Source organism: Salegentibacter salegens (assembly GCF_900142975.1).
Classification (GTDB): domain Bacteria; phylum Bacteroidota; class Bacteroidia; order Flavobacteriales; family Flavobacteriaceae; genus Salegentibacter; species Salegentibacter salegens.
Map to the genome: position 1 here is coordinate 1,540,978 of NZ_LT670848.1, position 19,933 is coordinate 1,560,910.

The 19,933-nt window shown below is 36.9% G+C and carries 23 protein-coding genes; 10 read left to right on the forward strand and 13 right to left on the reverse strand.

Features of this window, described 5'->3' with window-relative positions; genetic code table 11:
• Positions 1–29: 29 nt before the first annotated feature.
• Positions 30–728, reverse strand: coding sequence for a hypothetical protein (locus tag B5488_RS06980; protein ID WP_079734611.1), 699 nt, complete (start codon positions 726–728; stop codon positions 30–32).
• A 310-nt stretch (positions 729–1,038) separates the two neighbouring features.
• Between B5488_RS06980 and B5488_RS06985 the strand changes: the two genes are divergently transcribed.
• Both B5488_RS06985 and B5488_RS06990 read left to right on the forward strand, forming a co-directional pair.
• Complete coding sequence (locus B5488_RS06985; RefSeq protein WP_079734612.1) at positions 1,039–1,797, forward strand: 5'-nucleotidase C-terminal domain-containing protein; 759 nt, start codon at positions 1,039–1,041, stop codon at positions 1,795–1,797.
• A 3-nt stretch (positions 1,798–1,800) separates the two neighbouring features.
• Entirely contained in the window at positions 1,801–2,709 is a 909-nt protein-coding gene (locus B5488_RS06990; RefSeq protein ID WP_079734613.1) for a bifunctional metallophosphatase/5'-nucleotidase, read from the forward strand.
• 192 nt (positions 2,710–2,901) lie between these two features.
• Here the strand turns inward: B5488_RS06990 and B5488_RS06995 are convergent, their stop codons facing one another.
• The 7 genes from B5488_RS06995 to B5488_RS07025 form a co-directional block, all read right to left on the reverse strand.
• Positions 2,902–3,186, reverse strand: a complete 285-nt coding sequence (locus B5488_RS06995) for an addiction module antidote protein (RefSeq protein ID WP_079736549.1) — start codon at positions 3,184–3,186, stop codon at positions 2,902–2,904.
• Positions 3,187–3,188: 2 nt separating this feature from the next.
• On the reverse strand, positions 3,189–3,488 hold the full coding sequence (locus B5488_RS07000; protein WP_079734614.1) for a type II toxin-antitoxin system RelE/ParE family toxin: 300 nt from the start codon (positions 3,486–3,488) through the stop codon (positions 3,189–3,191).
• Positions 3,489–3,587: 99 nt separating this feature from the next.
• Positions 3,588–5,582 carry an NAD-dependent DNA ligase LigA gene (gene ligA / locus B5488_RS07005; RefSeq protein ID WP_079734615.1) on the reverse strand — a complete coding sequence of 665 codons (1,995 nt, stop codon included), beginning with the start codon at positions 5,580–5,582 and terminating at the stop codon, positions 3,588–3,590.
• 19 nt (positions 5,583–5,601) lie between these two features.
• The gene (locus B5488_RS07010; protein WP_079734616.1) at positions 5,602–6,270 is read right to left on the reverse strand and encodes a VOC family protein; all 669 of its coding nucleotides are present in this window, start codon (positions 6,268–6,270) and stop codon (positions 5,602–5,604) included.
• Between the two features lie 13 nt (positions 6,271–6,283).
• Positions 6,284–6,889: an LOG family protein gene (locus tag B5488_RS07015; RefSeq protein WP_231919814.1), complete on the reverse strand. Its 606-nt coding sequence runs from the start codon at positions 6,887–6,889 to the stop codon at positions 6,284–6,286.
• A 100-nt stretch (positions 6,890–6,989) separates the two neighbouring features.
• Complete coding sequence (prmC, locus tag B5488_RS07020) at positions 6,990–7,832, reverse strand: peptide chain release factor N(5)-glutamine methyltransferase (protein ID WP_079734618.1); 843 nt, start codon at positions 7,830–7,832, stop codon at positions 6,990–6,992.
• A 178-nt stretch (positions 7,833–8,010) separates the two neighbouring features.
• Entirely contained in the window at positions 8,011–8,496 is a 486-nt protein-coding gene (locus B5488_RS07025; protein ID WP_079734619.1) for a GNAT family N-acetyltransferase, read from the reverse strand.
• 28 nt (positions 8,497–8,524) lie between these two features.
• Between B5488_RS07025 and ribD the strand changes: the two genes are divergently transcribed.
• From ribD to B5488_RS07045, 4 genes are all read left to right on the forward strand, one after another.
• A complete protein-coding gene (ribD, locus tag B5488_RS07030) occupies positions 8,525–9,562 on the forward strand; it encodes a bifunctional diaminohydroxyphosphoribosylaminopyrimidine deaminase/5-amino-6-(5-phosphoribosylamino)uracil reductase RibD (protein WP_079734620.1) in 1,038 nt (345 codons plus the stop codon).
• Positions 9,555–10,163 carry an HAD family hydrolase gene (locus B5488_RS07035; RefSeq protein ID WP_079734621.1) on the forward strand — a complete coding sequence of 203 codons (609 nt, stop codon included), beginning with the start codon at positions 9,555–9,557 and terminating at the stop codon, positions 10,161–10,163. Before ribD ends, B5488_RS07035 begins: the two co-directional genes overlap by 8 nt.
• Positions 10,160–11,032: a hypothetical protein gene (locus tag B5488_RS07040; protein WP_079734622.1), complete on the forward strand. Its 873-nt coding sequence runs from the start codon at positions 10,160–10,162 to the stop codon at positions 11,030–11,032. The genes B5488_RS07035 and B5488_RS07040 overlap by 4 nt, the downstream gene beginning before the upstream one ends.
• 137 nt (positions 11,033–11,169) lie before the next feature.
• Complete coding sequence (locus tag B5488_RS07045) at positions 11,170–11,778, forward strand: IMPACT family protein (RefSeq protein WP_079734623.1); 609 nt, start codon at positions 11,170–11,172, stop codon at positions 11,776–11,778.
• A gap of 155 nt (positions 11,779–11,933) precedes the next feature.
• Here the strand turns inward: B5488_RS07045 and B5488_RS07050 are convergent, their stop codons facing one another.
• Complete coding sequence (locus B5488_RS07050; protein WP_079734624.1) at positions 11,934–12,329, reverse strand: acyl-CoA thioesterase; 396 nt, start codon at positions 12,327–12,329, stop codon at positions 11,934–11,936.
• A gap of 205 nt (positions 12,330–12,534) precedes the next feature.
• Here B5488_RS07050 and dnaA point away from each other — a divergent pair, with 205 nt between their 5' ends.
• The 3 genes from dnaA to B5488_RS07065 are packed head-to-tail and all read left to right on the forward strand — an operon-like array spanning position 12,535 to position 15,168.
• Complete coding sequence (gene dnaA, locus B5488_RS07055) at positions 12,535–13,962, forward strand: chromosomal replication initiator protein DnaA (RefSeq protein WP_079734626.1); 1,428 nt, start codon at positions 12,535–12,537, stop codon at positions 13,960–13,962.
• A 10-nt stretch (positions 13,963–13,972) separates the two neighbouring features.
• Entirely contained in the window at positions 13,973–14,443 is a 471-nt protein-coding gene (locus B5488_RS07060; RefSeq protein ID WP_079734627.1) for a low molecular weight protein-tyrosine-phosphatase, read from the forward strand.
• Positions 14,443–15,168: an SAM-dependent methyltransferase gene (locus tag B5488_RS07065; protein WP_079734628.1), complete on the forward strand. Its 726-nt coding sequence runs from the start codon at positions 14,443–14,445 to the stop codon at positions 15,166–15,168. The genes B5488_RS07060 and B5488_RS07065 overlap by 1 nt, the downstream gene beginning before the upstream one ends.
• On the opposite strand, the gene B5488_RS07070 is transcribed toward B5488_RS07065, so the two are convergent.
• The 4 genes from B5488_RS07070 to dapF all read right to left on the reverse strand — a co-directional run bounded on the left by B5488_RS07070 (position 15,165) and on the right by dapF (position 18,397).
• Entirely contained in the window at positions 15,165–15,836 is a 672-nt protein-coding gene (locus tag B5488_RS07070; RefSeq protein ID WP_079734630.1) for a peptidoglycan-binding protein LysM, read from the reverse strand. The two genes, B5488_RS07065 and B5488_RS07070, sit on opposite strands and share 4 nt — an antisense overlap.
• A gap of 211 nt (positions 15,837–16,047) precedes the next feature.
• A complete protein-coding gene (gene mltG / locus B5488_RS07075; protein ID WP_079734632.1) occupies positions 16,048–17,091 on the reverse strand; it encodes an endolytic transglycosylase MltG in 1,044 nt (347 codons plus the stop codon).
• Complete coding sequence (locus tag B5488_RS07080; protein ID WP_079734633.1) at positions 17,091–17,615, reverse strand: GNAT family N-acetyltransferase; 525 nt, start codon at positions 17,613–17,615, stop codon at positions 17,091–17,093. The genes mltG and B5488_RS07080 overlap by 1 nt, the downstream gene beginning before the upstream one ends.
• Complete coding sequence (dapF, locus tag B5488_RS07085; protein ID WP_079734635.1) at positions 17,603–18,397, reverse strand: diaminopimelate epimerase; 795 nt, start codon at positions 18,395–18,397, stop codon at positions 17,603–17,605. The genes B5488_RS07080 and dapF overlap by 13 nt, the downstream gene beginning before the upstream one ends.
• A 136-nt stretch (positions 18,398–18,533) precedes the next feature.
• Between dapF and B5488_RS07090 the strand changes: the two genes are divergently transcribed.
• Positions 18,534–19,931: a trypsin-like peptidase domain-containing protein gene (locus B5488_RS07090; RefSeq protein WP_079734636.1), complete on the forward strand. Its 1,398-nt coding sequence runs from the start codon at positions 18,534–18,536 to the stop codon at positions 19,929–19,931.
• Positions 19,932–19,933: the final 2 nt, after the last annotated feature.

The following is a 19,933-nucleotide window of genomic DNA, read 5'->3' on the forward strand; positions in this document are numbered from 1 at the left end:
AAAAATAAACAGGGAAAAGCTTCAACTTATTAAAGAAGATTCAATAAGCGAAGTTTTCGCTCGGGAGTTAGGAAGAATAGCAAGCTAAAGATTAAACCTGTATACCAGAGCAAATTACCGGTAATTAAAATAGCAGAATCTTTCATATAAAAATGCGCAGAATCTCTAAAAACATCTGAAAATATAAAGGTAAGCACCAGCGTCACAAAATAAATTGCCTTTTTGGAGTACGAATTCAAATAATAAATAAGGGAAATAATGCCCATAACCAGTAAAACCCCGTAATAGGCTATATAAATGCCAAATTCAAGCTCACTACTCATATAGCGTTTAAGTTCAAGCACGTGGGTAAATAGCAAATAGGTATTTACCGCTATTAGTAGAAAAAAATAAACCAATATGGTTTTACTGGCAGGTTCCATTTGCGTATTCTTTAAAGCTTCCCTGCTTAAACCAAAATATGCGATAATATAAAAGAAGAAAGCAAAAAGGCTTAAGTTATTAGTATTAAATATGAAGCCGCTTATTTGAGCCAGAAAGAAAAAGAGAAAAAAGAGTATCGCATTCAAACCCATATTTTTTTTCAGCTTAATATAAATACCGGCAAGACCCGGAACAAAAATAAGCTGTGTGGCCTGCATTAACCAGTTGGCTTCAGCTACTGCAGCATATAAATTTGCAGCTAGCAGCGGAACGAGTAATATAAGAATGTATTGAAAAAGACTCATTTTCATTTAATTGCGGCTCGAAAATATAAAAATCCTTTTATCAATAATGTCCATTTGATTAAAGCATTGCTATTTTTAGAAATTTTAACCTGTTTTTCGATAAAGGGATTAATTATTCCGTTGTAATACCTTTAAATTTTCAAAAGTAAAATCTAAGTTGAGCCGGATAATCTATTTATCTTTGAGCTTTTAAGAAAAATTAGATAAAATCAGTATGATCGTATAATGCTGAAATCCAAAAATTGCCAGATAAAAGAAATTCATAATTGGTTTGCGGCAAATTCCTAAAATGGGTGAAAATTAAAAACGAATGAAAAAAATAAGATTAAGTTTATACCTGCTTCTTTCGATAATTTTATTTAGTTGTAAAGGAAATAAGGTTGAAACTGCCGAAATAAAAGGGCAACGAATTGCTATAGATGAAAATATTGAACCCAATGCCAGTATAGAAGAATTTGTAGCTCCATTTAAGGAACATCTAAATAAAACCCTGGATAGCACTTTAGCTTATAATCCCCGCGATATGGTGAAAAGTGACGGCGATTTAAATACCGCTATTGGTAATTTAATGGCCGATATTGTGATGGCACAGGCCAATCCCGTCTTCAAGAGCAGAACAGGAAACGATATAGATATGGTGTTGTTGAATCACGGCGGAATTAGATCTGGCTTAAATAAAGGAAATATTTCTACCAGAAGTGCTTACGCCTTAATGCCTTTTGAAAATGAGATTGTAGTCGCTGAACTTTCGGGGGAAAAAATTAACGAGATGCTTACTTACCTGGAACGGGCAAAAACCGCTCATCCCGTTAGTGGAATTCAAATAGAAATGGATCAAAATTATAAAGTAACCAGCGCTGAAATTGACGAAGAGGAAATTGATGAAGATAAAACCTATTTTGTAGCAACTTCAGATTATTTGCAACAAGGCGGCGACAATATGAACTTTTTCAAAGATCCAGTAGCACTCCACAAAGTAGACTACAAAATACGAAATTCCATTATAGATTATTTTAAAAAGGTAGATACTTTAAAAGTGGACAAAGACAATAGATTTATAAGAAAGTAAGGCATGAAAAGAAGAAATTTTATACAAAAAACCTCAGCAGCCACAGCCTTTATAGGAATTGGTGGCTTAAGTTCACTTTCGTTTAAACCCAACTATAAAAAGCATATTACCATTTTGCACACCAACGATGTGCATAGCCATATAGAACCTTTTGGATCCGACGATTCCAGGAACCCCAATATGGGCGGAGTAGCCAGGCGAGCGACTTTAATTCAGCAGGTTAGAAATGAAAATCCCAATACTTTATTATTAGATGCCGGGGATATTTTCCAGGGCACACCATACTTTAATTTTTATGGCGGGGAACTGGAATTTAAGCTGATGAGTAAAATGAAATACGACGCAGCCACCATAGGAAACCACGATTTTGATAACGGGATAGATGGATTATATGCGCAACTTCCGCACGCCGAATTCGATTTTATTTCTTCAAATTACGATTTTAGTAATACAGTGATGAATGGGCAAACTCACGATCATACAGTTCTCACTAAAGACGGAGTGAAAATTGGTATTTTTGGTTTGGGAATCGAATTACAAGGTTTGGTAAATGAAGGGCTTTATAAAGAAACCAAATACCTGGATCCTGTAGAAATAGCCCAGGATCAAAGCCGAATTCTGAAAGAAGAGAAAAACTGCGACCTGGTAATTTGCCTTTCGCATTTAGGTTACAAATACAGTAGTGATAAGGTTTCTGATATTAAACTGGCTCAAGCAACAGAAAATATAGATCTAATTATTGGCGGGCACACCCATACTTTTCTAGATAAACCAACTATTGAAACCAATAAAGTCGGCAAAAAAGTTTTGGTAAACCAGGTTGGTTGTTACGGACTTTACCTGGGAAGAATTGATTTTTACTTAGATGATAAAAATAATATTGAAACTAATGGATTAAAGATTGAGGTTTAACAACTCGTAAAACCCCTCCAACTCCCCTTGAAAATAATGGAAGGAACTATTAAAAATCTTTCTGCTTAATTAATAAGCCTTAGTTATTAACCTATAAAAATTAAAAATCCCTGAACAGCTTAAAGGCTATTCAGGGATTTTGTATGATGAAGATTAAGCCATTATTGACTTAAGCCCAGTTTTAGTGTCGTTTTATCTTGAAATTGGGTTTACCCTAATTTGTCCTCCAACAGCTTTTAAAACTTTCATTATTGTCGAAAATTGTGGTTTTGCTCCATCAGATAATGCTTTGTATATGCTAGGTCTACTTAACCCGGTTTCTTCCGCAATTTTTGTCATTCCGATAGCCTTTGCTATATGCCTGAGTGCAATAATTAAATCTGCATTGTCGCCTTCTTCTAAAACGGAATTAAGATATTCGGCAATCATTTCGTTACTGTCCAAATAGTCTGCAATATCAAATTTTGATGTTTCCATTTTTACTTTTTTAATTTGCTCCAAATTTCTTTTGCCTTTTCGATGTCCTTTTGTTGGGTTGATTTATCTCCTCCAATCAGCAGAATAATAATTTTCCCATCTCTTTCCTTGAAGTATATTCTATATGCTTTCGCATAATTAATTCTTAGCTCACTTATTCCCCCTCCAACAGGTTTGCAGTCTCCAAAGTGTTCATCGGTTTCCAGTTTCTGGATTCTGAACAAAATCTTAGATTTTGCTCTTAAGTCTTTTAGTTTTCTTAACCACTTGTCAAATTCTACCGTTTTCTCAATAAAGAACATCTAGCTAAGTGTATTCGCTTAGATACAAAAATATATGATTTATTTGAATTGTAAAAATTGATTTTTAATTTATTGCGGTCTGGTGAAGTACATCAGCACTTAAGATAACATCTCCAGGAATTCTTCTTCTGAAATAATCTTAGTCCCAACTTTTTCGGCTTTTGCCAGTTTGCTGGGGCCCATATTTTCCCCGGCTACTAAATAATTGGTTTTTCCTGAAATTGATCCCGAAACTTTCCCGCCATTATCTTCTATCATTTTCTTAAGCTCGTTTCTGGAAACTTTTTCAAAAACTCCGGAAATCACAAATGTGTTTCCTTCTAATATATCGCTCTGATTTTTCAATTCTTCTGCGGCGATTTCCAATTGAAGTCCGTAGTCTTTTAAACGCTGAACAATCTCCCTGTTTTCTTCGGAAGCAAAGAAATCGGTTACACTTTCGGCGATGCGTTCTCCAATTTCATCAACCGCTGTCAGGTCTTCGGTTGAAGCTGAAGCCAAAGCATCAATATTTTTATAATGTTTCGCCAGTTTTTTAGCAACAGTTTCGCCAACATATCTTATTCCCAGGGCAAATAAAACGCGTTCAAAAGGAATTTCTTTCGACTTTTCGATTCCGTTAATCAAATTTTCCGCCGACTTTTCAGCCATTCTTTCCAGGGGAAGAACTTCTTCCTTTTTCAGTGTATAGAGATCGGCGTAATTGGTTATTAGATTAGCATTAACCAATAAAGCAACGGTTTCTCCACCCAGGCCTTCTATATCCATCGCTTTTCGGGAAATAAAATGTTGAATTCTTCCCACAATCTGTGGCGGACAGCCATTATAATTTGGGCAGTAATGTTGAGCCTCGCCTTCTTTTCTAATTAATTCACTATCGCATTCGGGGCAGGTTTCGGCATATTTGGTTTCCGGGGTTTCGGGATCTCTTTTGGTGAAATCAACCCCAACAATCTTCGGAATAATTTCTCCGCCTTTTTCTACAAAAACGGTATCACCTTCCCGCACATCAAGTTTTTCAATTTGATCGGCATTATGCAAAGACGCACGTTTTACGGTGGTTCCGGCTAACTGTACAGGATCAAGATTAGCCACAGGAGTTATTGCGCCGGTTCTCCCAACCTGGTAGGTTATTTTATTTAATTTGGTGCTTTCCTGTTCGGCCTTGAATTTATAAGCCATTGCCCAACGTGGGGATTTAGCGGTATATCCCAGTTCGTCCTGCTGGTCAAAACTATTTACTTTCACCACTACCCCATCAGTTTCATAAGGCAAATCGTGGCGGTGCTGATCCCAATAGTTTACGTAATCCAGAACTTCAGCAATACTATCTTTTAATTCAGCTTCAGGTGGAACTTTAAAACCCCAGTCCCTGGCTTTTTCCAGACCTTCAAATTGAGATTTCACCGGTAAATTATCGGCCATCAAACTATACAGCAGGCACTCTAAAGGCCTTTTGGCAACCTCAGCACTATCCTGAAGTTTTAAACTTCCGGAAGCGGTATTTCGAGGATTTGCATAAGGTTCTTCGCCGGCTTCAACCCTTTCAGCATTCATTTTCGCAAAACCTTCATATGGCAAAACAATTTCACCCCGAATATCAAATTTTTGCGGAAATTCCCCCTTCAACTTTAAAGGTACAGATCTTATGGTTTTTATATTATTGGTCACATTATCTCCCTGGAATCCGTCTCCACGAGTAACAGCACGTTTTAACTTTCCATCTTCATAAGTCAGGCTAATCGAAGCACCGTCATATTTTAACTCGCAAACATATTGCACCTTACCTCCAATAGATTTCTCAATGCGCTTTTCCCAATCTTCCAGCTCTTCTTTGGAATAGGAGTTGGAAAGCGAATACATTCTATAATCGTGAACTACAGTTTTAAAATTTTTGGTTATTGCACCACCTACACGACGCGTAGGAGAATTAGGATCATCCAATTCAGGATTTTTTTCTTCCAAATCCTGTAATTCTTTCAGCTTTATATCAAAATCATAATCGCTGATTTCGGGCTTATCTTCTATGTAATATAAATAATTATGCCTGTGTAATTCTTCGCGTAACTGCTTAATTTTTTCTTCGGTACTCATAAAAAATGGAACTGGTAAGTTAGTGCTGAGCTTTTAATTTATCGTTTTCAAAAATAAGGAAATGCTTTTCCTCTTTGTGGGTAAATTCAATTTCGAATTCAGATTTATAAGCTTTATCATCGGTAGGAAACCAATCTTTAAGCTTTTGATTAATGGTAATGAGCAAACCTTCATCATCACCAATCGCACAAAAATGCTCAAAATCGCCATCGTATTTTTCCAATTGAAAATTTGAATTTAAAAATTTGAATTTTTCCTGAATGTTTTCCGTAACCAATCCAACTTCACTAATTCCTAAAATACTTCTTTCTGAAAATAATGCCGATTCCGGTTTGCTGAAATTTTTACGGGAAATGAATTCGATTATATTTTTATCTTCATCGTAGAAATAGAGCGATTTGGCATTCCAGGCCATAAAATCTACAATTTCCTGCCCATTACCTTCTAAAACAGGAACCCGCTCTTTCACCCATTCCAGCGCTTTATTATGTTGATTATCGGGAATATGAAAGGCAATATGGTAAGCTGTCGCGTTTTCTTTATACTGAAATTTTATTGTGGAATACCCGGTCTCAACTTCAAAATGATCTTCGGAATAATCGTTGATTTTTAAATTCAATTGATCCCGGTAAAACCGAAGTTGCTCCTTAATATTATCGGAATAAATTTGAAGTTTATGAATTTTCATCTTTTCGGGCTTTTTAGGTCTGGTCTTTATTCATCCATTTGGGAACCGGCATTGGTTTAAAATTATACATTTTTTCCAGTAATTCCTCTATATCTTCAGCAATAAGTAAAAGATCAAAATTCTCCTTTCTCAGCAATCCCTTTCTTACCATTGTTTTAAGCATCGCGATAAGATCGTCGTAGAATCCGTTGATATTTAATAATCCAATAGGATTTTGATGCAATCCCAACTGCCCCCAGGTTACGATTTCAAAAAGCTCTTCAAAAGTTCCAAATCCGCCGGGGAGCGCAATAAAACCATCGCTTAATTCGTGCATTTTAAGCTTGCGCTCGTGCATATCTTTGGTAGTGATCAACTCGGTTAGATCGGTATGAACCACTTCTTTGGTTTTTAAAAAATCTGGAATCACCCCGATAACTTCTCCTCCATTTTGAAGTGTTCCGGCCGCAACCTGGTCCATTAAGCCAAGTTTACTGCCGCCAAAAACCAGTTTAATATTTTTTTGGGCTAAAATTTTTCCCAATCGGTAAGATTCGGTGTATATTTTTTCGTCATTGCCTTCGCTGCTTGCGCAAAAAACGGCAATGCTTTTAAGTTGGTTTTTATTGTTATTTTCCAAAACTTTTAGATTTTCTATTCGTGAACCTGGTTTCTTAAATGTGCTTGAGATAATAAAGAATTCATATACCTATAAGGTTTTAAAAACATTGTAGGAATTATTATACTTCCCCTTTTAGCATTCTAAAATTTCCGAAAAGATCTTTTCGCAATTCGGTTTTAAAGCCTTGTTTTTGCATCATCTTTTCGGTTTCTTCTGCCAGGTATTGATTGATCTCAAAATAGAGTTTTCCACCCGGATTTAAAGCGGTTTTAGCCAATTTCATGATTTTCTCATAGAAAATTAAAGGATTTCCATCTTTAACATATAATGCGGTTTCAGGTTCATAATCTAAAACATTCCGGTGCATTTCCTTCTTTTCCAACTCCCGAACGTATGGCGGATTGGAAACAATTATTTCGTAGTTTTCCTTTAAATTTTCTAACTGAAGAATATCCTGCTGAATAAAATCTAACTGTACTTTATTTATCTCTGAATTTTGAGCTGCAATTTTCAAAGCCTCTTCTGAAATATCTATAGCTGAAATTTTAGCCTCTGGAAGGTTTTTTGCCAGGCTAATAGCGATGCAACCGCTACCCGTACCAATATCCAGAATTTTAAGAGCTTCCTCTTCCGAAAAATCTTCTAAAATCCATTCAATTAATTCTTCGGTTTCCGGCCTGGGTACCAATACATTTTTATCGACTTTAAAAGTTAATCCAAAAAATTCTGTTTCTCCAATAATATGTTGAATGGGTTCGTGTTTTTTTAAACGAGCCAAGGCTAAATCCAATTTCTCAACCTGATTTTCATCAATTTCAAGCTCTGGATTTAAAGCAAGATTCAACCGATTTATCTTAAAAAAAGCTTCGGTAAGCAAAAAGAAAAAAGAAAGCACTTCTTCCGCAGGATATTCGTTTTCCAGTGATTTAGCGAATATTTCTTTTTGGGGTTTTAGTTTCATCTTTCCAGTTGTGGGTTGTCGGTTTTCGGTTGTCAGTTATCGGTTCTCAGTTATCGGTTGTCAGTGGTTTGTGGTTTTGTAAAACAATAAATTTAAAACCCCGAACTTCGACCTTTAAATAACTCTCTATTCACTCTTCACTTTTCACTCTTCACTCTTCTCTCATCACTTTTCCTTCCTAAACATCCTTAATCATCCACATCGTACAATTATAATGCCCGGTGTCACCGAGGGGTCTTTCTAAAGATTTGAATCCGCTGCGGGCGTAGAGTTTTCTGGCGCTTTCCATATAGGGCAGGGTTTCAATGTAGCATTGCTTAAAACCTTGTGATTTGGCAAATTTAAGACAGGTATCCATCATTTGCGCGCCCAAACCTTTGCCTCGTGCTTCAGGCAAAAAATACATTTTCTGTAATTCACATATCTTTTCTTCCAGTCCGATTAAGGGTGCAATTCCCGCTCCCCCAATTATTTTTCCTTCGTTTTCTACCACAAAATAATTCATTCGTGGGTGCTGGTAAGTGGCATGCATATCGTCCAGGGCTTCGTCTTCATAGGCGGTGCCAACCTTAGGAACGCCCATTTCTACTAAAACCGTTCTTACTACTTCGGCAACTTGTTGATTGTCTTCGGGTTGAATTTCCCGTATTTTTAGCGTGTTCATTCTTGGTAAATAATCCTATTTTAGTGGCGTGAATATACACGAAAAATATATAAAACGCTGTATCGAACTGGCCAAAAACGGTCTGGGAACTACCTATCCCAATCCGCTGGTAGGCAGCGTAATTGTTCATCAAAACAAAATAATTGGTGAAGGCTGGCATCAAAAAGCAGGAGCCCCACATGCCGAAGTAAACGCGATTAATTCGGTTAAGGACGAGTCGCTTTTAAAAAAGGCTACTATTTATGTGAGCCTGGAACCCTGTAGCCATTTCGGGAAAACGCCGCCATGTAGCGATTTAATTATCGCTAAAGGCATAAAAAAAGTTGTTATTGGTACGGTAGATCCTTTTGCCGAAGTTGCCGGCCGCGGTATTAAAAAATTGATGGAAGCCGGTTGCGAAGTGCAGGTAGGGATTCTGGAAAAAAAATGCCAGGATTTAAACAAACGCTTTTTTACTTTTCATCAAAAAAAACGGCCTTATATTATTTTGAAATGGGCCCAAACCGCCGATGGTTTTATCGCTCCCAAAATTCAGGAAAAACGGGAACCTGTTTGGATCACCAATCAATATTCTAAACAACTGGTGCATAAATGGCGCAGCGAAGAACAGGCTATTTTAGTGGGCACAAACACCGCCATTGCTGATAATCCCAAACTGAATACAAGACTTTGGGAAGGTACAAACCCGGTTCGGGTGGTGATAGATAAAGAATTAAAAATTCCGCAGGAATCTGCATTGTTTGATGGCAGTATAAAAACCATAGTTTTAAACGAAAATGAAACTTCAGACAAGAATAATTTAATATTTGAAAAACTCGATTTTCAGCAAGATCTATCGCAGCAAATTTGCGAGGTGCTTTACCGGCATAATCTACAATCGGTTATTATTGAAGGTGGTGCAAAAACGCTTCAGACATTTATTGATGTAGATCTTTGGGATGAAGCAAGAGTTTTTACCGGGATTTCTGAATTTCATAAAGGCCTAAAAGCACCGGAGTTTTCAGGAAAAATGTTTTCAGAAATCAGTTTGGAGCGGGATAATTTAAAAACTTATAGAAATGATTAAAACGATAATTTTCGATTTTGGAGACGTATTCATAAACCTGGATAAACCGGCTACGATGCGCGAAATGAATAAATATGAAATCGAAAAGCTCTCAGAGAATTTGATGGATATAAATCAGCAATATGAAAAAGGGCTTATTTCTTCTGAAGAATTTGTAAAATCTTATCAGAGCGAACATTCTCAGCTACAAACAGAACATTTCAGAAATTCCTGGAATGCTATTTTGGTTGATTTCCCTGAATATCGCTACCAGTTTTTAAAGAAACTTTCCGAAGAAAAAAACTACCAGTTAATTCTTTTGAGCAACACCAACGAAATCCATATTGATTGGGTTAAAGGTAATGTACCGTTTTTCGAAGATTTCAATGCTTGTTTTGATGCATTTTATCTTTCTCACGAGATAAATTTCAGAAAACCCGATGCTGAAATCTATGAATTCGTATTAAAACAACACGACCTAAAACCCCAGGAATGTCTATTTATAGATGATACCAAAGAAAATACTGATGCCGCTGAAAATTTAGGAATCTATACCTGGAATATTGAACCTACCCGGGAAGATGTCATCGATTTATTTACCGCTAAAAAGGAATTATTTTGATCTACCTGCTGCTAAGCATCCTCTCTTCTACCGTTATTTTTATCGTTTTTCGGCTTTATAAAAAATACGGTATTAACACGCTGCAAGCCATTATCGCCAATTATTTTATTGCTTGCATCGTTGGTTTTTTTGGATATATAGAAAGTGTTGATGATATTGTAAGAATTCCTTCGGAATCCTGGTTTTTGGGTACTGTTTTTCTGGGCGCCATGTTTATTACGGTTTTTAACCTCGCGGCGATTACCACGCAACGCAGCGGACTTTCAGTAGTTTCTGTAGCCACAAAGATGTCGGTTGCCATTCCAGTTTTCTTCGGAATATTTATCTACGACGAAAGCCTGGGTTTTTTAAAAGTTTCGGGTATTATCCTGGCTTTAGCAGCTGTTTATTTGAGTTCTATTAAAACCAAAAAAGGCATTACTATTAAGAAAGAAAACCTGATTTTTCCCTTGCTGGTTTTTATTGGAAGCGGGATTATAGACACCACCATAAATTACCTGGAAAATTTCTATGTTTCTGAAACCGATGTGGGGCTTTTTTCTTCCAGCATTTTTGGAATCGCTGGCATTATCGGGACAGCGATCTTGATTGGACAGGCAGTTTTAGGAAAACTAAAAATTACCTGGAAAAATATCGCCGGTGGAATCGCACTGGGAATCCCGAATTATTTTTCTATTTATTTTTTAGTGATGGCACTACGGTCTCCCGGATTTGAAAATTCAGTAATTTTCACTTTAAACCACGTAGGGATTGTATTGGCTTCAACTATTCTGGGAATTGTACTTTTTAAAGAAGTTTTACTTAAGAAAAACTGGATTGGAATTGCGCTTGCCGTAATAAGTATTATCCTGGTGGCGAGTAGCCAGTAGAAAATTATTATATCCGTCATTACGAAGCCATTTTTTGTGGCTGAAGCAATCTCAAACCTAAGGGCTAACCAATTACAGATTACTTCTCCCGATAAAAATCGGGATCGTAATGACGTCTGATTTAAAAATTAGCAATAATGAAAGACACTTATAAAACCATCACCAAAGCTTCACCAGAAGTCCTTTTTAAGGATAAAAATTCTAAATTCTTTGGTTATGCTTTTCCGGTAAAGACTGAAGAAGAAGCGAATCTTTATTTAGAAGAATTAAAATCAAAGCACCACAAAGCGCGGCACTGGTGTTATGCCTGGCAATTGGGAAAATCTGATTTTCAATATCGCGCCAATGATGATGGCGAGCCTTCAAATTCGGCCGGAATGCCTATTTATGGGCAAATTCAATCGTTTGAGGTTACCAATATTTTAATTGTGGTGGTTAGATATTTTGGCGGTGTAAAATTGGGTGTTGGTGGGTTGATTCAGGCTTATAAAACTGCAGCGCAAATGGCATTGGAAGAAGCCAATATCGTTAAGAGAACTATTGATGAACTTTTTGAAATTAGTTTTGATTATCCTGAAATGAATATTGTGATGCGATTAATAAAAGAAAATAATCTCAATATCGTTGAACAAAAACTAGAGTTGGATTGCAAGATTTATATTTCAGTGAGAAAAAAAGAAGCTGCAGCTATTTTCGAAAAATTTGATGCTACTTATAAAGTTGGAATTAAAAAGTTGGAAGATTGAATTTTTCTTGTCATTGCGATCCCGATGATAATCGGGAGAAGCAATCTGTAGAATTTGAGTAAACATTTGTAGATTACTTCGCTCCGCTCGTAATGACGATTCTTTGAAAATGAAACCTCACAGGTTTTGGAAACCTGTGAGGTTTTTTGATATGATTATGTCAATTTATCCAAAATATACTGTGGACAGCGAATTGGTTTTTTGGTTTTGGAATCCATAAAAACCAATGTTGTGTAAGCTTTTGTAATAAAGTCTTCACGTTGGTTAAAAACCAGGTATTCAAAAGTTATTTTTACCGATGGAAGTTCTTTTAATCTCATTTCAATTTTAAGTTCATCTTCAAAAACGGCCGGTTTTAAAAACTTTGTATTTAGCTCATACACAGGCAACATAACTCCATTTTCTTCCATAGACTTATAAGAAATTCCAAGGGCCGAAAGCCAGTCTAAGCGGGCAATTTCAAAGTATTGAGCATAATTACCGTGGTGAACCACACCCATTTGATCGGTTTCCGCATAACGGACTTTAACATAAGAAACGTGACTTTTCATATTGAATTTAACAGGTAAAGTGAATGAGGTTTTGTACTTTCATAAGCGGAATTAAGTATGCACAAATTTTTATTAAAATTCAACCCTAAACCGGTTTTTTTATTACATAATTTGTTCACATATTTGTTCTACTAAAGTTGAAAGACCCCTAACTCTTTTAACTGCTAATAAACCACTACTAATCTAAAATAATACAACACAAAGCATGTCAAAAACTGCGCAATCAGTTTGGAATAGCTGTCTGGCTTTTATCAAAGATAACATTACTCCACAGGCTTATAAGACGTGGTTTGAACCTATACAAGCAGTAAAACTTACAGATTGTGCACTGAGCATACAGGTGCCTTCTAAGTTTTTTTACGAATGGTTAGAAGAACATTATGTTAAGCTTTTAAAAGTTTCCCTTACCAAAGAATTAGGAGAAAAAGCCAAGTTGGTCTATGTGATCAAAATGGAAAATACCTACGGCAATAAAATGCCTTTTACCGAAAAAATACCGAGTACGCAACGAAGTCATATGGCCTCCCAGGAAGTAGATGTACCTTTAAAAAATAAAAACCCCGAATTAAAAAACCCTTTTATAATTCCTGGAATTAGAAATGTAAAAATTGAATCGCAACTTAATCCAAGTTATAATTTTGAAAATTTCCTGGAAGGAGATTCTAATAGATTAGCAAGATCGGCGGGCTTAGCGGTGGCTAATAAACCGGGCGGCACCTCTTTTAACCCCTTGCTTATTTTTGGCGGGGTAGGATTAGGAAAAACGCATTTGGGACACGCTATTGGGGTTGAAATTAAAGATAAATATCCAGAAAAGACGGTTTTATATATTTCTGCTGAAAAATTTACACAGCAGTATATTGAATCGGTAAAGAAAAATAATAGAAATGATTTTATTCATTTCTACCAGATTATTGATGTTTTAATTGTTGATGATATCCAGTTGCTTTCTGGAAAAGCAGGGACGCAGGATGTATTCTTCCACATTTTTAATCATTTACATCAAAACGGAAAACAGGTTATTCTTACCAGTGATAAAGCGCCGGTAGATATGCAGGATATTGAACAACGCCTGCTTTCAAGATTTAAATGGGGACTTTCTGCAGAATTGCAACATCCCGATTTTGAAACCCGTATTTCTATTATAAAAAGCAAACTTTATCGCGACGGGGTAGAAATGCCGGAAGAAATCGTTGAGTTTTTAGCTAATAATATTAAGACCAATATCAGGGAATTGGAAGGTGCAATTATTTCACTTATCGCCCACTCTTCTTTTAATAAGAAAGATATTACCTTAGAGCTCGCAAAAAAGATCGTAGACAACTACGTGAAAAATACCAAGCGCGAAGTTTCTATAGATTATATTCAAAAAGTGGTTAGTGATTATTTCCAGATGGATGTGCAAACTTTGCAGTCTAAAACCCGAAAAAGACATATAGTACAGGCAAGGCAGCTGGCTATGTTCTTTGCTAAAAAGTTTACAAAAGCCTCTTTGGCGAGCATTGGTTCCCAGATTGGAAAACGCGATCACGCCACGGTTTTACACGCCTGTAAAACGGTAGATAACCTGGCCACGACCGATAAGCAATTCAAAAAATTTGTTGAAGACCTCAACAAGAAACTTACCATATAAACGTATTTTTATGAAGACTAAGGTATTGATGGTGTGCCTCGGCAACATTTGCAGATCACCGCTTGCCGAAGGTATTTTAAAATCTAAAGTAGACGAATCTATGGTTTTTGTAGATTCGGCCGGAACCGGCGATTATCATATAGACGATGCTCCCGATCCACGGTCTGTTGCAATAGCAAAAAAGAACAACCTGGATATCACCTACCAACGCGGAAGGCAATTCCAGGCTGAAGATTTTGATAAATTCGATCGCATTTATGTGATGGATAATTCGAATTTTAAAGATGTGATCTCTCTTGCCAGAAACGACGACGATCGCGCTAAAGTACAACTGATCCTGGATGAAATTTTCCCTGCGGAAAACGTGGATGTTCCAGATCCATATTTTGGCGGCGACCACGGGTTTGAAAATGTATACCAAATGCTTGATGAAGCCTGCGATAAGATTGCAGACCAATTGAAAGAAGAAGACAAAGCATAATGGCAGACTTTAAGTATTCCGGAAAACTTTACCTTATTCCAACCACTATGGGAGCGGCAAACCCAATGCAGGTTTTACCGCAGCAGGTTAAAGAAATTATGGAAAACCTGGATATTTTTATTGCTGAAAATGAAAAAACCGCCAGAAGGCACGTAAAACAATTACTTCCCGAAAAACAGCAATCCAGTCTTCAATTTTTTCATCTAAATAAATTCACTGAAGCCTCAGAAATCCCTTCATTTTTAAACGATTGTAAAGAAGGAAAAGATATAGGATTACTTAGTGAAGCTGGTTGTCCCGGTGTTGCAGATCCCGGAGCTGAAATTGTGAAAATTGCTCATAACGAAGGTATTCAGGTAATTCCTTTAGTTGGGCCTTCTTCAATTCTACTGGCAATGATGGGCAGTGGGATGAACGGGCAACGATTTACCTTCAATGGTTATTTACCGATAGATAAAAAAGAACGGAAAAAAGAAATAAAAGATTTAGAACGACTTTCTTTTGAAAAACAGGAAGCACAAATTTTTATTGAAACTCCTTACAGAAACAATAAATTACTGGAAGATTTGCTTCAGTTATTAAATCCCACAACCAGGCTTTGTGTGGCTTGCGATCTTACACTACCTACCGAATACATTGTAACCAAACCGGTTTCAGAATGGAAGAAAACAAAAACAGACCTCCATAAGAGGCCTGCTATTTTTATCTTTCAGCGAGAAATTTAAGCCCTAAAAGCTTTAATATTCACTCTTGGGTTTTTCTCGGGTTTTACAAACGAAGTATCATAACCCCCAAATTTTCGCATATAATTCCTAATTGAAGTTCCAAAAGCATCACTAAAAGACTGTGCGCCCCAACTTCTAAGGTATTTTTTCACACTTCCCGGCCCTGCCAGGTGGGCAGCCGCAAGAATACCAGATTCGGTTATTTTAACTCCGTTAATCACTTTACCGTCAAAACGGGCAATATCACGAATTAAGATCCATTTGTTTCTGGAAGCATTGGTGTAAAATGCGGCTTCCTGGAGTTGTGGTGAGTTAAGGAATTCTGCACTATTGTAAATGCCCAGTAATTCCAGGGTTCCAATACCAAACTGGTATTTCCCCATATAACCAAACTCATTAATTGTTTGATAATTTCCGCGGGATTCTTTAAAACCTACCGCTTCCTTAAAACCTACATAGGACTTTCCCAGTTCAGGTAACGCCCTTTCAAGGCTTTGATCTTTTACTAATTCGCTTTCCTCTATAAGGGCTACGGTATAGTTTAGATCTAGATTGGAAGTTGAATAACCTTCAATTTCCAAATTTGCTGCTTCTCTAGTTGAAAAACTGAAAAACATGCAACCTGCAAAAACAGGCAAGATTGAAAATTTTGCAATTTTCCTTCTCATTACATTTTGTTTCTGAAAGGTTAATGGCTGGGCTTAAAAAATAAGCTTATGCCCCTTTCAATTTTGCCGTGCAAATGTACAACAAATTTTAAAAATCTGATGTACAACGTGTTAAGTAAATTATAAAGTTGATAGAAGGCTTAACACGGCTCTAAGAAAGCATAGATAAAGGCGTTAGCGTTTTCTTAATAATGTTGAACTAAAATTATTCTTATCTTTTTACGCCTTGCTTGTTAATCCAACGCACATATTCCTGCTTATTTCGATTATGCTGCGCTAAATTCTTCGCGAATTTATGGTATCCAAAATTTTCAACATCGGCTACGAAATAGAAGTAATCGTGATTTTCATAATTAAGCACGGCATTAATTGCTGAAATATCGGGCATAAAAATAGGGCCAGGAGGTAATTCTTTATAGATATAAGTGTTATAAGGTGAATCGAGTTCCAGATCTTTGTAAAGCACCCTTTTTATAATGGTATCCCACTTTTGAGTTTTATGTTTAAGCGCATAAATTACCGTGGGATCTGCATCTAATTTCCAGCCGTTTTTATAGCGGTTCATATAAACCCCGGCTACTTTTGGGCGTTCATCTACCTTCGCGGTCTCTTTATGAACTACCGAGGCTAAAGTTGAAACTTCTTTAGGATTTAAGCCTATTTCTTCGGCTTTTTGCCTTTTTTCTTCAGTCCAGAAACGATTGTATTCACGCTTCATTCGTTCTCTAAATTCTTCAGCAGAGGTATTCCAGTAAAATTCATATTGATTGGGAATATACATCGCTAAAGCTTCGGCTTCAGTAAAATCATTTTCGGTTAAAAACTCTTCATCCTTAAAAACTTCAATTAAAGCGGTACTGTCGGCTTCTATTTGCTGGGCAACCCTTCCTGCGAGATTCTCCAGGCGTTCCTGGTTATTAAAGGTTAGTTTCACCGGCACATTTCCGCTACGCAAAGCATTCACTAATTCATTATTATTCATCCCGGTCTTTATAGCATATCTCCCAGCCCTAATATTGGAAGCATAGCCTTTTTTTCTAGCTATAAGATCAAAAGACTCCATATCTTCAACATAAGGTTGAAGGCTGTCTATTACGGTTTGATAATCGGCTCCAGTGGGTACGTAAACCAACTTTTCATCTTCTGAAAAACTAGTGTTTCCTGAAAAAATACTGGTATAAATATAATAGCTGAAAATAGAAAGGCCTATTAGCCCAAGAATGGCAATAGCCAGTAGAATTTTTTTGATGTACATTATTTATTGATCAATTGATAGAGAATTTCATCTTTAAACCGTCCTTCAGAATAGGTCCAGTCTTTTTTTACGCCTACCCTTTGGAAACCCAGGTTCTCAAACATTTTTACGCTAGTTTCATTTCCTTCGGTAATATTTGCGTAAACCTGGTGCATGCTAAGGTGTGTAAAACAGTAATTACAAAGCAATTTTAGGGCTTCTGCGCCATATCCTTTTCCGCGTTCAGAAGGTTCGGCTATTAAAATTCCCAAAGCCGCCCTTCGGTCTTTTGGCTCGAAGTCAAAAATATCTATCAGCCCTACTTCATTATCCTGAAGATCACAAATTACCAGTCGTAATTGTTTAATATCGTAAATATCGCGGTGTGCGTTTTCCAGGTATTGTTTAATAAGAAAGCGGGAATAAGGAGATTGGGTAGCACTTACTTCCCAAAATTCTTCGGTATTCTCCACGGTATGGACAAAATCGAGATCTTCGGGCTCCAGGGCTCGTAAATAAACCTTATTTCCTTTTAAGCCTGGCATACTATTTCTCCTTTAAAAACCTGTTCTGCAGGGCCGGTTAACCAAACATCGGTATAGATTTCATTTTCCTTTTTAAAAGAAACCGATAATTCCCCTCCGGGAACAATAAGTTTTACTGTATTAGCAGTTGCTTTTCCAGAAGCGTGGGCCGCCAGGGCAACTGCAGTAACGCCGGTGCCGCAGGAAAGCGTTTCGTCTTCCACTCCTCTTTCGTAAGTTCTAACCAAAAAGGTATTATCTTCCTGCATATCTACAAAATTGACATTGGTACCGCCATTAGCCACATACTCATTTGAATATCTAATTACAGCACCTTCTTTTTTCACATCAAGGTTAGATACATTCTTAGTAAAAATTACGTGATGTGGAGAACCAGTATCAAGAAAAGCACTGTTCCCAAGCTGTTTTATTTCTGAAAGATTTTGCATTTGTAAACTTATCTGGTGATCTTTAATAGTCGCTTTATGCGAACCATCTATCGCGGTAAAAGTTGCTTCGTTTTCTATAATTTCCAGGAATTTCGCAAAGGCGACCAGGCAGCGCCCCCCATTGCCGCACATACTGCTTTCATTACCATCGGCATTGAAATAGACCATTTTAAAATCGTCGCCATCTATCTCTGGATTTTCTAAAAGTATCAGTCCGTCGCCACCAATACCAAATTTACGGTCGCAAAGCTTCTTAATTATTTTGGTATTGTTTTTGGATAATAGTTGTCGACGGTTGTCAATCATCACAAAATCATTTCCGGTGCCCTGATATTTATAAAATGGAATTTTCATTGATTAAATTTTAAGGGCTACAAAGATACTATAAAATACACGATTTTTTGGGGTGTTAAATGGCCGTTAAAGTTAAAAACTGAAAATACTAATATTATAATTTTAAAGTTGAATTATATAAAAAACAACATTGAAAATGAAAGATTTATCTAAACTACTTCTCGTTTCCATCCTTGGAGGCGCACTGACTCTAGGAAGCTATAAAATGTTTTTCGAAGAAGAAATTCCGGCAGGTTTACCCCCGGTTTCCAATACCAGTGCTGAATTAATTCCTGCAAACTATTCCGGAGATATCTACGGCACAAATGCAGATTTTACTGAAGCTGCGGAAAATACGGTTAACGGAGTTGTACACGTAAAAAACGTGGCTGTTTTTAAAGGTCCGCGTACTATGAGAGACCTAATTCAAGGGAATCACAGTGGTGGGAAAGCACTTCAGGGTGCCGGCTCGGGAGTTATTATTTCCCCCGATGGTTATATTGTAACCAACAATCACGTGATTAGAGAAGCAAATGAGGTTGAAGTTACCTTGAACAATAATAAAACCTACACTGCAGGAATTGTAGGTGCCGATGAAACATCAGATATCGCGCTATTAAAAATTGATGCCGAAGGTTTAGATTATATTCCATTTGGCGATTCTAACAACGTAAAACTTGGAGAATGGGTGTTGGCAGTTGGGAATCCTTTTAACCTGAAATCTACAGTAACCGCAGGAATTATTAGTGCTACAGCAAGAGATTTAAACACCTACGATGCTACTTCACAATCTTTTATTCAGACTGATGCAGCAATTAACCCAGGAAACAGTGGTGGTGCTTTAGTGAATATTAATGGCGAACTGGTGGGAATTAACACGGCTATTACTTCCCAAACAGGAAGTTATATAGGTTACGCATTTGCCGTACCTTCTAATAATACCCGTAAGATTGTTGAAGATATTATGGAGTATGGGGATGTACAAAAAGGAATTTTAGGTATTAGAGGCGGCAGCATTAATCCCAGGGCTGTAGAAGAATTTGGACTCGAAACTACGCAGGGAGTTATGGTTGCCGAGGTTACTGAAGGTAGTGGTGCTGAAAAAGCCGGTCTTGAACGAGGCGATATTATTAGAAAATTAGACAATGTTGCTATTAATAAATTCTCTGATTTAACGGGTTATATTAATTCCAAGCGCCCAAACGATGAAATTGATGTAATATTTCTTAGAGATGGAAAGCAAAGAGAAGCTAAAGTAACCCTAACTAAGTTTGAAACTTACACTATAGAGCCTATAAAGATTGAGGTTTCTAATGCCAGCCAGCAAGAATTGCAGGCATTAAATGTTGAAAACGGGGTTAGAATTCACCGCACCCTTTCTCCTAGATTACCTGCTGAAGAATTGGTGGGAACTATTATTACCGCTATAGATAATAAAAATGTATCCAGCGTAAGTGATGTTGAACGAATCTTTAGAAATAAAAATCTAGCAGAAGATATTGTGATTACCATAGTTGATAGAAATGGCGAAAAGCAACGCATGGTGTGGCGATAGAA